Origin of the sequence: Streptomyces lydicus, assembly GCF_001729485.1 — a bacterium.
Classification (GTDB): Bacteria; Actinomycetota; Actinomycetes; order Streptomycetales; family Streptomycetaceae; genus Streptomyces; species Streptomyces lydicus_D.
Window position 1 is genome coordinate 3,553,817 of the sequence record NZ_CP017157.1, and the last position, 12,835, is coordinate 3,566,651.

The 12,835-nt window shown below is 74.8% G+C and carries 14 protein-coding genes; 7 read left to right on the forward strand and 7 right to left on the reverse strand.

What is annotated here, in order from left to right; all coding sequences use genetic code 11:
- Positions 1–20: 20 nt before the first annotated feature.
- Positions 21–1,010 carry an SDR family NAD(P)-dependent oxidoreductase gene (locus tag SL103_RS15380; RefSeq protein WP_069569550.1) on the reverse strand — a complete coding sequence of 330 codons (990 nt, stop codon included), beginning with the start codon at positions 1,008–1,010 and terminating at the stop codon, positions 21–23.
- Between the two features lie 190 nt (positions 1,011–1,200).
- Between SL103_RS15380 and SL103_RS15385 the strand changes: the two genes are divergently transcribed.
- Complete coding sequence (locus tag SL103_RS15385; protein ID WP_069573747.1) at positions 1,201–2,487, forward strand: ATP-binding protein; 1,287 nt, start codon at positions 1,201–1,203, stop codon at positions 2,485–2,487.
- An 18-nt stretch (positions 2,488–2,505) separates the two neighbouring features.
- Here SL103_RS15385 and SL103_RS15390 read toward each other — a convergent pair whose 3' ends face one another.
- From SL103_RS15390 to SL103_RS15400, 3 genes are read right to left on the reverse strand one after another with little or no spacing between them, the layout of a single operon-like run.
- Complete coding sequence (locus tag SL103_RS15390; RefSeq protein ID WP_069569552.1) at positions 2,506–3,303, reverse strand: FAD:protein FMN transferase; 798 nt, start codon at positions 3,301–3,303, stop codon at positions 2,506–2,508.
- Positions 3,296–3,736 (reverse strand): FMN-binding protein, encoded by a 441-nt coding sequence (locus SL103_RS15395; RefSeq protein ID WP_069569554.1) that lies wholly within the window; start codon positions 3,734–3,736, stop codon positions 3,296–3,298. The genes SL103_RS15390 and SL103_RS15395 overlap by 8 nt, the downstream gene beginning before the upstream one ends.
- Positions 3,737–3,745: 9 nt before the next feature.
- A complete protein-coding gene (locus SL103_RS15400; protein WP_069569556.1) occupies positions 3,746–5,110 on the reverse strand; it encodes a ferredoxin reductase family protein in 1,365 nt (454 codons plus the stop codon).
- Between the two features lie 145 nt (positions 5,111–5,255).
- Here SL103_RS15400 and SL103_RS15405 point away from each other — a divergent pair, with 145 nt between their 5' ends.
- Positions 5,256–5,990, forward strand: a complete 735-nt coding sequence (locus SL103_RS15405) for a response regulator transcription factor (protein WP_069569558.1) — start codon at positions 5,256–5,258, stop codon at positions 5,988–5,990.
- Complete coding sequence (locus SL103_RS15410; protein ID WP_069569560.1) at positions 5,987–7,435, forward strand: sensor histidine kinase; 1,449 nt, start codon at positions 5,987–5,989, stop codon at positions 7,433–7,435. The genes SL103_RS15405 and SL103_RS15410 overlap by 4 nt, the downstream gene beginning before the upstream one ends.
- Positions 7,436–7,489: 54 nt before the next feature.
- Here the strand turns inward: SL103_RS15410 and ppk2 are convergent, their stop codons facing one another.
- Positions 7,490–8,308, reverse strand: a complete 819-nt coding sequence (ppk2, locus tag SL103_RS15415; RefSeq protein WP_069569561.1) for a polyphosphate kinase 2 — start codon at positions 8,306–8,308, stop codon at positions 7,490–7,492.
- Between the two features lie 124 nt (positions 8,309–8,432).
- On the opposite strand from ppk2, the gene SL103_RS15420 reads away from it, so the two are divergent.
- Together SL103_RS15420 and SL103_RS15425 are read left to right on the forward strand one after the other, a co-directional pair.
- Entirely contained in the window at positions 8,433–9,119 is a 687-nt protein-coding gene (locus SL103_RS15420) for a CBS domain-containing protein (protein ID WP_069569563.1), read from the forward strand.
- Positions 9,120–9,158: 39 nt separating this feature from the next.
- Positions 9,159–9,776, forward strand: coding sequence for a CBS domain-containing protein (locus tag SL103_RS15425; protein WP_069569564.1), 618 nt, complete (start codon positions 9,159–9,161; stop codon positions 9,774–9,776).
- 63 nt (positions 9,777–9,839) lie between these two features.
- Here the strand turns inward: SL103_RS15425 and SL103_RS15430 are convergent, their stop codons facing one another.
- Positions 9,840–10,415 (reverse strand): Rv1733c family protein, encoded by a 576-nt coding sequence (locus tag SL103_RS15430; RefSeq protein ID WP_069569566.1) that lies wholly within the window; start codon positions 10,413–10,415, stop codon positions 9,840–9,842.
- Positions 10,416–10,594: 179 nt separating this feature from the next.
- Between SL103_RS15430 and SL103_RS15435 the strand changes: the two genes are divergently transcribed.
- Positions 10,595–11,296 (forward strand): response regulator, encoded by a 702-nt coding sequence (locus SL103_RS15435; protein WP_069569568.1) that lies wholly within the window; start codon positions 10,595–10,597, stop codon positions 11,294–11,296.
- Positions 11,297–11,494: 198 nt separating this feature from the next.
- On the forward strand, positions 11,495–12,007 hold the full coding sequence (locus SL103_RS15440; RefSeq protein ID WP_069573748.1) for a SixA phosphatase family protein: 513 nt from the start codon (positions 11,495–11,497) through the stop codon (positions 12,005–12,007).
- A gap of 15 nt (positions 12,008–12,022) precedes the next feature.
- Here SL103_RS15440 and SL103_RS15445 read toward each other — a convergent pair whose 3' ends face one another.
- The gene (locus tag SL103_RS15445; RefSeq protein ID WP_069569570.1) at positions 12,023–12,763 is read right to left on the reverse strand and encodes a class I SAM-dependent methyltransferase; all 741 of its coding nucleotides are present in this window, start codon (positions 12,761–12,763) and stop codon (positions 12,023–12,025) included.
- Between the last annotated feature and the right edge of the window lie 72 nt (positions 12,764–12,835).

The following is a 12,835-nucleotide window of genomic DNA, read 5'->3' on the forward strand; positions in this document are numbered from 1 at the left end:
GCAGGTCACGGCCCCGCAGGTCACCAGGTGTCCGCCGGGCCGCCGCGCTGGTTGAAGCGGCCGGCCGCGCGTTCGTTCAGCACGCCCAGGACGCGGCGGAGCCGTCGTGCGGGCGGCTGGTCCTCGGCCTCGACCCGGAAGCCCTCCGCGGTCTCGCCGCCGCCGTCGCGGGGCAGCACCCGGCCGATCAACGACACCAGCCGGGTGGTGGCCACCGGGGCCACGCCGTGCGCCACCGCGCCCAACTTGGCCGCCGGCGTCAGCACGATCCGGTGCCGGCGCCGCTGTACGGCGGAGACGATGCGCTCCGCCGCCCGCTCGGCGTTCATCGACAGCAGGGGGGCACCGGCCAGCGTCTGGAACCAGGCGTACTCCCGGCGCCGGTCGCCGCCGAAGCGGGCGTGCAGATGCGAGCCGGTGCGCATCAGCCCGGGGTGGATGCCCGTCACGGTGACCCCGTGTACGGCCTCCTCCGCGTGCAGCCCCTCGGCCAGCGCCGCGACCGCCGCCTTGGCACAGGAGTACGGCAGCAGGTGCGGCACCGCCAGCAGCCCGCCCACCGACCCGACGAGGGCCAGCCGGCCGCCGACCGGACTGCGCCGGAGGTGGGGGAGGGCGGCCAGGGCGGTGTGCAGCGCCCCGTTGAAGATGGAGTCCAGCGCGTCGCGGAACCCCTCGGTCCCGAGGGCGTCGGCGGGGCCCACCTGGATGATGCCGGCGTTGGCGAGGACGATGTCCAGCCGGCCGTTGTCCCGGACGATCTCGTCCATGCGGGCCCGCACCGCGGCGCCGTCCCGTACGTCGCACACCACGCTGCGCACCGAACCGCACGGCAGCCGGCCCAGTTTGGTGACCGCTCGGCCGAGCTCCGCCTCGTCCCTCGCCAGCAGCACCACATGGCAGCCACGCTTCATCAACTCGCCGGCCATGAGCAGGCCGAGCCCGCGGGAGCCGCCGGTGACCACGGCGGTGAGGCCCCGGATCGAGGGGGCGGCCGGCAGCACTCGCATGATGAGCCTCCTGTCGCGTCGCCCTTCCGACGCTACCCGCCGGGGCGCGGGGCCACAGCCGGAGCCGGCCCGGCCGGGCCGGGCGGTGACGGCCCGGCACGAAGGGGCCGGCCGCCCCCGGACCGGGGCCCGGCCGCCCGGCGGGCCCGCGGCAGCGGCCTGCGGGAAAATGGCCTGGGAGGTGGCGCCGATGTCTCCGTGGCGGGTCCGCGACCTGGAGGAGGGCGACCTCGACCAGGTGGTGCGCATCTGGGAGGAATCGCGGGACACGGCCGCCGACCCGGCCGTGAGCCTCGCGGAGGTGGTGAGCGCCCTCCGGGCCCGGACCCCGGCGGTCGTCGCCGTGGTGGGGGACCGGATCGTCGGCGCGGCGGTGTCCTCGACGGCACAGGAGCGGGCCTGGGTGCTGCGCCTGGCCATCGCCCGTCAGTGGCGCGGTCACGGCATCGGCTCGGCGCTGCTGGCCGGTCTGGAGAAGCGGCTGGCGCAGGCGGGGGTGCGCCGCATCGGGGCGCTGCTGCCGGAGGGCGAGGTCGGCGAGCAGGCGTTCAAGAACTCGGGCTACACCGGCCGGCCCGACCTGGGCTACTTCGAGAAGCTGCTGCCGGCGGAGTCGGCCGGGACCACCGTGCTCGGACAGCTCGGCGGCGTCGTGCCGGAGGTGGGGCTGTGGGACCGCATCGCGGGGATGGGCGCGGAGAAGACGCTGATCGAACGCCGGCTCGTGCTGCCGCTGGAGCACCCGGAGGTCGCCGGGCGCTACCAGCTGGTGCCCCCGCGGGCCGTGGTGCTCTTCGGCCCGCCCGGCACCGGCAAGACCACGTTCGCGCGGGCGGTGGCCTCCCGGCTGCGCTGGCCCTTCCTGGAGGTGCTGCCGTTCCAGCTCGCCGACGACGCCCACGGGGTGGCGGCCGCGCTGCGGCGGCTGTTCGCCCGCGTCGAGCACCTGGACGAGGTCGTGCTGTTCTTCGACGAGGCCGAGGAGATCGCCTCCGAACGCCAGGACCCGACCACGCTCGCCCACCGGGTGACCAATGAACTCCTCAAGCTCATCCCGCAGTTCCGGCGCGGTGAGCGCCGCCTGCTGATCTGCGCGACCAACGCGGTGCGCTCGCTGGATCCGGCGTTCCTGCGACCGGGACGGTTCGACTACCTGATCCCGGTCGGCCCGCCGGACGCCGAGGCCAGAAAGGCCATCTGGATCCGGTACATAGGGCCCGACCGGGCCGACCGGGTCGACCTTCCCGCGCTGGTCGAGGCCAGCGACCGCTTCACGCCCGCGGACATCGAGTACGCGGCCCGCACCGCCGCCCAGAGCGCCTTCGAGCGGCACCTCGCGGCGGACCCGGCGGACCCCCCGGACCCCGGCCGGCTGACCGGCGACTACCTCCAGGCGATCGCCGGCACCCGCACCTCGCTCAGCGAGGAGGACATCCGGGCCTTCGACCACGACCTCCGGTCCGCCGCCCGGGTGTGAACCGGGGCGCCGCGACGGTCACCACGAGGTGGCCGCGGCGGACGGGCGGAAGGTGAACGCCGGGCCGGGGAAGCCCGGGGTGCGCCACGAGCGGCCGTCCTGCGTCACGGCGAAGCCCTCGTAGCCGTCCAGGCCCGCCAGCCAGGCCCGGGCGCCCGCCCCCATGGCGAACGCGGCCGTGGCGTAGGCGTCGGTCGTGGACAGGTCGGGGCCGACGACGGTGACGGAGGCGGGGCCGGACGCCGGCGCACCGGTGTGCGGATCGAGGATGTGCGGCCCGCGCTCGGCGCTGCCGGAGGTGGCGACGGCCAGGTCGCGGCCGGTGACGACGGTGCACAGGTCACCGGGCCGCAGCGGGTGGGCGATGCCGATCCGCCAGGGGCGGCCCGGCGCGGACTCCCCGCCGAACCGGAGGTCGCCCCCGCCGTTCACGCAGGTGTCACGGGCTCCCGCCGCCCGTAGCAGCTGCCAGGCCCGCTCCACGGCCCACCCCTTGACCAGCCCGGACGGGTCCAGGGTGGCGCCGGCGGTGGCACTGAACCAGCCGCCCGTGACCCGTTCCGCCCGCTCGCAGCGGCCGAGCACCTCGCGTACCTCCGCCGGGCAGTCGTCGAGCCCGATCTCACCGCGGCCCAGCCGGCTGACGGCGCTCTCGGGACGGTAGGTCGAGAAGACCGCGTCGACGTGGTGGAGCCAGGCGACGGCCTCGCCCAGGGCGGCCTCCAGGGCGGGGGTCCGGGCGTCCCGGATGTCGAACGAGAACACCGTGCCCATCACCCGCTCGACATGGCGCAGCCCGCGCCGGCGCTCAGACACCGGCCCGGTCCAGGGCGCTCTGCAGGGACCGGATGTAGCCCTCGCTGGTGTAACTGGCGCCGGAGACCGCGTCGATCCGGGCGCTGTGCACGCTCAGTGCCTCCTGTGTCAGGCGGGGAACGGCGTAGGCCGCGATCTCCCGGTCGCGTCCGTTCTCCGACGGGGCGCGCAGCACCTTGACGGCGGTCAGCCGGCCCGACCTGACGGTGGCGGCGACCTGCACGTCGCCGTAACGGGTGCTGATCGTGGCACCGGTGTAGGTGCCGTCCGCCGGGTGTTTGCCCTGCCGGGGGCTTCCGGAGGGCGACGGGGCCGGTGCGGCGCCCGCCTGGGACGGGTCGCCGGCCAGTCCGGCCGGCTGGTGCGGTTTGAGGGAGAGCAGGAGAACGACCAGCGCGGTGGTCGACGCTGCGGTGAGAACGGCTCGGCGCACGGGGGCTCCTCAGAACTCGAACGACTCGTGGTGGACGCGGCGCCGGGGCACCCCGGCGACCCGCAGCGCCTTCCGGGCGGCCTGCGCCATGCCCGGCGGACCGCACAGGAACACCTCGTGGGCGGCCAGGTCCGGGATCAGGCGGCTCAGCGCGCGAGCCGTCAATGGTGAGGAGTACGCGGCGGGTTCGTCGACGACGTAGTGGACGACCGCACCGCGGGCCGCGGCGATCGCGTCGAGCTCGCCGCGCAGCGCGAGGTCCTCGGGGCGCCGTGCCCGGTAGACGAGCGTCACCTCGCCGGGGAGGGTCTCGAAGAGCGTACGGAGCGGGGTGATGCCCACGCCGCCGGCGAGCAGCAGCACCTTGGCGGACCGCCGCCGCGCCTCGGTGAAGGCACCGTACGGGCCTTCGGCCCACACCCGGGTGCCGGGCCGCAGCCGCGCCAGCGCCGCGCTGTGCCCGCCGGCCGCCTTGACGGTGATGCGCAGGTGATCGGGGCGCGGCGGCGCGGAGAGCGAGTAGGGGCCGGCGGTCCACCACAGGCCCGGCGTCAGGAAGCGCCAGCGGAAGAACTGGCCCGGCCGGGCGCCGAGTTCGGCCAACCGCTCGCCGGTGAGGTACACCGACACCACGCCCGGCGCCTCCGCGCGGACCTCGGCGACCCGCAGCCGGTGCCGCAGGGCCCGTCGCACCGGCACCACGAAGCGGTACCAGACGAGCACGGCGCCCACCCCCGCGTACAGGGCGTACCAGCCGAGCTGGGCGGGACGCCGCCCCACGAAGTCGGCGCCGTTGGAGAGCTGATGGCCGAAGGCGAGGAAGAGCGCCAGATAGGTGGCGAGGTGGAGGTAGTGCCAGGTCTCGTAGCTCATCCTGCGGCGGGCGAACCGCGCCGAGACGACACCGGTGCCCACCAGCAGCAGGAAGCCCGCGGTGGCCTTCAGCATGTCCGGGTAGTCGAGGACGAGCGTCGTCGTCTCGTGCAGGACGCCGTCCTGCGAGGTCAGGGTGTAACCCCAGATGATCAGCAGGATGTGCGCGCACACCAGCGAGACGGTGTAGCGGCCTGCCGCGGCATGCCAGCGGGCCAGGCGGTCGGTGCCCAGGGTGTGGTCGAGCAGGGGGACGCGGGCCATCAGCGCGACGAGCACCGCGCAGGCGTAGCCCGCCAGCAGCCCGGTGATCCGGCCGGCGCCGGTCAGCCAGCCCGCCGGGCCCACCACCGACGCCGTACCGGTCCACCACAGGGCGAGCACGCCGGCGGCCCCCGCCCAGATGACGCACTGCGCCAGCAGCGGGCCCGGGACGGCCGGCCGGCGGCGCGGTGCGGTGCCGTGGACGGTGCCGCGGCGGAGGTGCGAGACGGTGCTCATGGGCTTCCCCTTCCGTGGTGCGCGCCAGCGTCGCAGCGCAACCTCTGAGGACGCTCTGAGCACCGGCCCCGCGAGCTGATTCACAGGAAACTCAGAGCCGGCTCATACCTCCGTGCGGCGCCGGGCGAGGCATGCTGGACGCACCATGCCCAGCCACCGCACCCCCGCCCACCTGCACAGCACCGACGGCTCGCCGGTGCGCGTCCTGGTCGTCGACGACGAACCGGACCTCACCGAGGTGCTCTCCGGCGCCCTGGCGAGCGAGGGCTGGGAGGTGCGCAGCGCCGCCGACGGCACCCAGGCGCTCGCTTTGGCCCGCACCTTCCGCCCGCACGCCGTCGTCCTGGACTGGATGCTGCCCGACCTGGACGGCCTCGCGGTGCTGCGGCTGCTGCGCCAGGAACTGGAGACGGTCTGCGTCCTCTTCCTCACCGCGCGTGACGCCGTCGAGGACCGGATCGCGGGCATCACCGCGGGCGGCGACGACTACGTGACCAAGCCGTTCAGCCTAGAAGAGGTGCTCGCACGGCTCCGCGGGCTGCTGCGCCGGGCCGGCATGGCACGCGAGCCGGACGGCGACCGGCTGGTCGTCGGGGACCTCGTGATGGACGAGGAGGCCCGGGAGGTACTCCGCGGCGGCGAGCTGGTCGAGCTGTCCCGCACCGAGTTCGAGCTGCTCAGGTTCCTGATGCGCAATCCACGGCGGGTGCTCTCCAAGGCGCAGATCCTGGACCGGGTCTGGTCCTACGACTTCGGCGGCCGGTCGCACGTCGTCGAGCTCTACATCAGCTATCTGCGCAAGAAGATCGACGCCGGCCGGACCCCGATGATCCACACCGTCCGCGGCGTCGGCTACGTCCTCAAGCCGGAGTCCCCGTGAGCCGGTTCTTCCCCCGTACCCTGCGCAGCCAGCTCACCGCGGGACTGGTCGCGCTCCTGGCCCTGGCCTGCCTCGCGGTGGGCGTGACCACCGCCCTCGCGCTCGAAGGGTTCCTGGTGCGCCGCCTGGACCAGCAGCTGTCCGCGGCCGCCGGGCGGTTCGCGGTGAGCCTGGAGCACGAGGCCCGGCCGGACGCCGACAACCGGCCCGACACCCGCGGCCAGTCCGACGGCACCTTCGGCGCCCGGCTGCTGCGCGGGAACCCGACGCAGGCCGCCGTCGTCCGCCAGCAGACGGATGCCGCGGTGCCGCTGACCGCCGACGACCGCCGGGCGCTGGCCGGCCTCCCCGCCGACGGCACCGGCCACAGCCTCCGGCTGTCCGCACTCGGGCGCTACCGCGTCAACGCGGTCACCGGCGACGACGGCGACGTCCTGGTCACCGGCCTGCCGCTGCACCCCGTCGAGGAGACCGTGCACCGGCTGGAGGCCGTGGAGGCCGCGGTGTTCGGCGGGGCCCTCGTGATCACCGGCGTCCTGGGCGCGCTGTGGGTACGGCTGTCGCTGCGCCCCCTGCGCCGCGTCACCACCACGGCCTCGCGGGTCGCCGAGCTGCCGCTGGCCAGCGGCGAGGTGGCGATGCCGGCGCCGGTGCCGGTGGCCGACGCCCGCACCGAGGTCGGCCAGGTGGGCACCGCCCTCAACCGGATGCTCGGCCACGTCGGCAACGCCCTGGAACGCCGTCACGCCAGCGAGGAGCGGCTGCGTCACTTCGCCGCCGACGCCAGCCACGAACTGCGGACCCCGGTGGCCAACGTCCGCGGCCACGCCGAACTCGCCCTCCGGCACAAGGGGCCGGTGCCCGGCGAGGTCCGGCGCTCCCTGGACCGCATCCAGGCCGAGTCGGAACGGATGAGCCGGCTGGTCGACGACCTGCTGCTGCTCGCCCGCCTCGACGCGGGCCGCGCCCTGGAACACGAGCCCGTGGACCTGACCCGGCTGGTGCTCGACGCGATCGACGACGCCCGGGCGGCCGGCCCCGGCCACCGCTGGCGGCTCGACCTCCCCGAGACCGCGGTGACCACCACCGGCGACGAGCACCGTCTCCAGCAGGCGATCGGCAATCTGCTGGCCAACGCCCGTACCCACACCCCCGCCGGCACCGCGGTCACCGTGCGCCTGGCCGCCGAGGAGCGCGGCACCGTCCTGACGGTCGAGGACGACGGCCCCGGCATCCCCGAGGAACTCCAGCCGGAGGTCTTCGGCCGCTTCGTCCGGGCCGACCACAGCCGCTCCCGCGCCGCCGGCGGCACCGGACTCGGGCTCGCCATCGTGCAGGCGGTGGTCACCGCGCACGGTGGCCGGATCGACCTGACCAGCCGCCCCGGACGTACGGCGGTCACCGTGACCCTTCCGCCGGCCGGACCGGCACCCTCGGACGGCTGAGCGACCGCACGGCGGCCCGGCGCCGGTACGGCCGTGGCCGCCGGTCCGGGCCCGTCAGTCCGCCAGCTCCGCCGAGTGGTCGGGCACGTAGGTCTGCAGGTCCCGGGGCGGCCGCCGGTATCCGGTGGCCGGGGGCCGCGGCGGGAGGTCGAGCGCGGGCGGGGCGATGTCGCGGTAGGACACCGTGGACAGCAGGTGGGCGATCATGTTCAGCCGGGCCCGGCGCTTGTCGTCGCTCTCGACGACGTACCACGGGGCCTCCGTGATGTCGGTGTGCACGAACATCTCGTCCTTGGCCCGCGAGTACTCCTCCCAGCGGGTCAGCGACTCCAGATCCATGGCGGAGAGCTTCCAGCGCCGCGCCGGGTCCTTCAGCCGGCTGCGGAACCGCTGCTCCTGCACCGCGTCGCTCACCGAGAACCAGTACTTGCGCAGCAGGATGCCGTCCTCCACCAGCATCCGCTCGAAGACCGGGCACTGCCGCAGGAACAGCTGGTACTCGACCGGGGTGCAGAAGCCCATCACCCGCTCGACGCCGGCCCGGTTGTACCAGCTCCGGTCGAACAGCACGATCTCGCCGGCCGCCGGCAGGTGCTCCGCGTAGCGCTGGAAGTACCACTGGGTGCGCTCCCGCTCGGTGGGCCGGGGCAGCGCCACGATCCGCGCCACACGGGGGTTGAGGTACTGGGTGACCCGTTTGATGGTGCTGCCCTTGCCCGCCGCGTCGCGCCCCTCGAAGACCACGACGAGCCGGGCGCCCTCGGCCCGCACCCACTCCTGAAGCGTCACCAGCTCCGTCTGGAGCCGGTAGAGCTCCCGCTCGTACAGCGCCTTCGGCAGCTTTCCGCGGCTCTTGCCGTCTTGCTTCGCCATGCGACGACGGTACGGAGAAAAGCCGCGGCGTGCGGCGGGCGATTGGTCCGTACGGCCCCTGCCCTGCGACGCCGGGGGAGGGGAGGCTGGAGGTGTCGCCACGGCCGCTGCCGAGGAGGGCGTCATGGCACACACCCCGTGCACCGTCAACGATGTGATGACCCGGACCGTCTACGCGGTCGGTCAGGAAGCGGGTTTCAAGGAGATCGTCGAGACCATGGAGCGGCGGAAGGTCAGCGCACTGCCCGTGCTCGCCGGGGAAGGGCGGGTGATCGGCGTGGTCTCCGAGGCCGATCTGCTGCCCAAGGAGGAGTTCCGGACGGCGCAGCCGAGCCGGCTGGAGCAGCTGGACCGGCTGGACGACGTCCGCAAGGCCGGGGCCCTGACCGCCCGGGAACTGATGAGCGCGCCCGCCCTGACCGTGCGGGCCGACGACACCGTGGCGCAGGCGGCGCGGACGATGGCCCACAAGTCCGTCAAGCGCCTCCCCGTGATCGACGCGCAGGGCATGCTGCAAGGCATCGTCAGCCGCTCCGACCTGCTGAAGGTGTTCCTGCGCTCCGATGCGGAGCTCGCGGCGGAGGTCCGCACGGAGATCGTCGGGCGGCTCTTCCCCGAAGCGCTGGACGACATCTCGGTGGAGGTCGCCGACGGGACGGTCACCCTCCGGGGCCCGCTCCGCGGCCGGGAACTCAGGGCGGTGGCGGCCCGTCTGGTGCGGGCGGTGGAGGGCGTCGTCGACGTGACCTTCCACGTCACCGACCCGGCTCCGGCCCGCACGGGGCCGGCAGCGGAGACCTCCGGTTCGTGAGGGGCACCGGACGGCCCCGGTCCGGAGGGAGGACCCGACATGAAGCGCCGACGGGTCGGCAGCGTCATGACCGATGAGGTGGTCCGTGCGCGGAGCGGGACACCGGCCGCCCAACTGACGCGGTGGCTGCGGGAGTACGACATCAGCGGCCTGCCGGTGGTGGACGCCGACGACCGGGTGATCGGGGTCGTCTCGGCCACGGACCTGGCCCGGGCGGGGCGCGGCGCCGCGGGGCACGGGGACCTGACCGCCGGTGCGGTGATGTCCGCTCCCGCGCGTACGGTGCGGGCCGACGACTCCGTCGTCCGGGCGGCCCGGCTCATGAGCGCGAGCGGCATCGAGCGGCTTCCGGTGGTGGACGAGGAGGCCCGGCTGATCGGCATGCTCACCCGGCGGGACGTATTGCGGATCTTCGCGCGCGCGGACGCCGAGATCCGCGAGGAGGTGTCCGACGACATCCTGGTGCGGGCGCTGTGGCTGAGCCCGACGAGCGTGGCGGTGTCCGTCCACGACGGGGTGGTGACGCTCGGCGGGTCCCTGGAGAACAGCGGCCAAGTGGCCCTCGCCGTAAGGATGACCCGGCAGGTCGACGGGGTCACCGCGGTCGTCAACCGTCTCACCTACCGGCACGAGGCGCCCGGGCGTCAGCGGGCGTGACCGCCCGGCCGGGCGGGGCGGGCCTCCGGCGGCGCCGCGGCGGTCACGTCCGGCGGTGCGCGCTCACGTCTGGCGGTGCCGCCACTCGGCGTCCAGTTCCGCCCACTCCCGCTCCCACTGCGCGGCGCGCCGCCGGTTCAGCAGCGCCGCGCCGGCCCGCTCGGCGCCCACCAGCAGCAGACCGGTGCCGGACGCGGCGACGGTGCCCACCGCGATGGTCTGCGCCAGGGAGTCCGCGGGCGTCAAGGGATCGCGTACCAGCGCTCCGTGCCGGTCGAGCCAGGCGGTGGTGCGGTCACCCGCCCGCAGCCCCGGTGCCACCGTTGTCTCTCCGGTCCGCACCGCGCCGTCGCCGGCCGTCCACCGCACCGTCGCGCGGACCCGGCCCGCCGCGCCGCCGGTGGAGTCGAGCCCGATGCGCGCGGGCGGATCCGCCGTCAGCACGGCGGACACGCTGTGCCAGCTGTGGCTCTCCCGCGCGGACGCGGAGTCCACCGCGCCGGCGGCCGTGACACCGGCGGCCGGTGCCAGCACCGCGACCAGCACGCCGGTGACCAGGATCATCCAGGACTCGGCGACATCCGTGCCGCGCCTGAGCGGGCCGTGCCGCCACGGCGGGCGGATCTTCCGGAGAGGCATCGCGCACCCCTTTCGCCCTGTCCTTCGACCGTGCCACGCCGGACGGGCCGGTGTGAGGGGCCGAACGGCCCCGGTCGCGCGGCGCCCACCGGGCCGGGGCGGTGCCGCCCTGGCACCGCCCCGCGATCCGGGCCACGATGGGGGCAGCGGGCAGGGTCCGGTATCCGTCGGAGGGCGTGATGAGCGAGGCTGCGGCATTCTCACCGGAGCGGCCGATCCGGGTGTTCCTGCTCGACGACCACGAGGTGGTCCGCCGTGGGGTGCAGGACCTGCTGGACGCGGAACCGGACATCGAGGTGGTGGGTGATGCCGGTACGGCCGATCATGCGTTGGCCCGTGGTCCGGCGCTGCGGCCGGATGTCGCGGTGCTGGATGTGCGGCTGCCGGACGGCGACGGGGTCTCGGTCTGCCGGGAGCTGCGCTCGCGGATGCCGGGTCTGGCGTGTTTGATGCTCACCTCGTTCGACGACGACGATGCGCTGCTGGACGCGATCATGGCCGGGGCGGCCGGTTATGTGCTCAAGGAGATCAAGGGCGCCGACCTGGTGGCCGCCGTACGGACGGTCGCCTCCGGGCGCTCGATGCTGGACCCGGCGACGACCGCACGGCTGATGACCACGCTGCGCGGTGCGGAGAGCGCCGGCGAGCCGCAGGCGGACGCGCTGTCCGGGCTCTCCCCGCGGGAGCGGGAGATCGTCGGGCTCATCGGCGAGGGGTTGACGAACCGTCAGATCGGCAAGCGGCTCTACCTCTCCGAGAAGACCGTCAAGAACCACATCTCGCGGCTGCTGGCGAAACTCGGTGTGGAGCGGCGCATCCAGGCGGCGGTCCTCGCCACCCAGGCCCCCGCACCGCCCGGAACGCACCCGCGACGGCCGTGACCCCGGCCACCGGCCCGGCGGGGAGGGCCCGGCCCGGTGGGCGACGTGCTGACCGTCACGCCGTGAACCGGGCCCACCGGGGTACAACCACACCGGGTGACCGCCGCACGCGCTTTCGCGGACCGCGCCGGGGTGTGAAGCTGGCGGTCGGACAGCAGACTTTCACCGTCGACCCCATGGGGAGGCCCCGTGACCGGAGTGCGCCGGCTCGTCGTCCTGAGGCATGCCAAATCCGCCCGGCCACCGGGCGTGGACGACCACGCCCGGCCGCTCGCCGGGCGCGGCCGGCGCGACGCGGTGGCCGCGGGCCGCTGGCTGCGGGACGCCGGCTGCCTCCCGGACCTGGTGATCTGTTCGACCGCGGCCCGGGCCCGGGAGACCTGGGAGCTCGCCGCCGCCCAGTTGCCGGCGCCGCCCCCGGTCCGCCACGACGGCCGGCTCTACGGTGCGGACGCCGCCGACCTGCTCGCCGTCGTCCACGAAACCCCGGCCACCGTGGGCACGTTGCTGCTGGTGGGACACAATCCCGCGGTGCAGGACCTCGTTCTGCTGCTCGCCTCGGAGGCGCTCAGCGACGCCCTGGAACGCGTCCGCGAGAAGCTCCCCACCAGCGCGATCGCCGTCCTCGCCCAGCACGACCCGTGGCCGCGGGCCACCCCGCGCACGGCCCTGCTCACCGATCTGGCCGTGCCGCGCGGTCCGCACCACTGAGCGCGCCCGGCGCGGTCACGGCCGGGCGTCGCGGCGGAAGAGCGCCGTCCAGAGGAACGGCTCGCCGAAGCACGCCGACCCCGGCGACTCGTCGTGCATGCGGCGCAGTTCGACTTCCGTCAGGTCACCGAAGATCCGGCGCAGCGACGCGGGGGTGTAGGCGAGGCCGCCGTGCAGGCGGGACTGCCGGTAGAAGTCGGCGTCGTCGAGCTCCGAGCCCATCGCACCGGACGCGAAACAGGTGAGGGCGAAGTGCCCGCCGGGGGCGAGCGACCGGTCGAGGAGCGCCAGGTAGCTGATGCGCCGGTGCGGCGGCAGATGGTGGAAGCAGCCGGAGTCGTAGATCAGGTCGTACGGGCCGCGGAGCGCGCCGCCGTCCGCGAGCGCGAACGCGTCGCCGGGCAGGAACCGCACCCGGGCCGCTGCCGCGCCGGCCCGCTCCTCGGCCCAGGCGAGGGCCGCGGGGGAGAGGTCCACCGCGTCGACCTCGAAGCCCCGCGACGCCAGGTGCAGGGCGTTGCGCCCCGGGCCGCAGCCGAGGTCGAGCGCGCGCCCCGGGCCGAGCAGGTCGCGTTCGAGGTACTCGACCAGGTTCTCGTCGGGCTTCGCCGCGAAGAACGGCACCGCCCTGGAGCGGTCGGCGTAGAAGTCGTCCCACCACGCGGCCCCGTCGGCGGTCCAGCGGTCCGCCTCCGGTGCGAACAGGCCGTCCAGCAGCCTGAGGACGTCGTCGACGGTGTGGATGTTCCGGTCCATCCGGATCCCCCTTCCCGGTCCGTCGACGGTACCGTCGGCAGTGGGGAAAGCCCAGCTCAGGGCGGGTGGCCG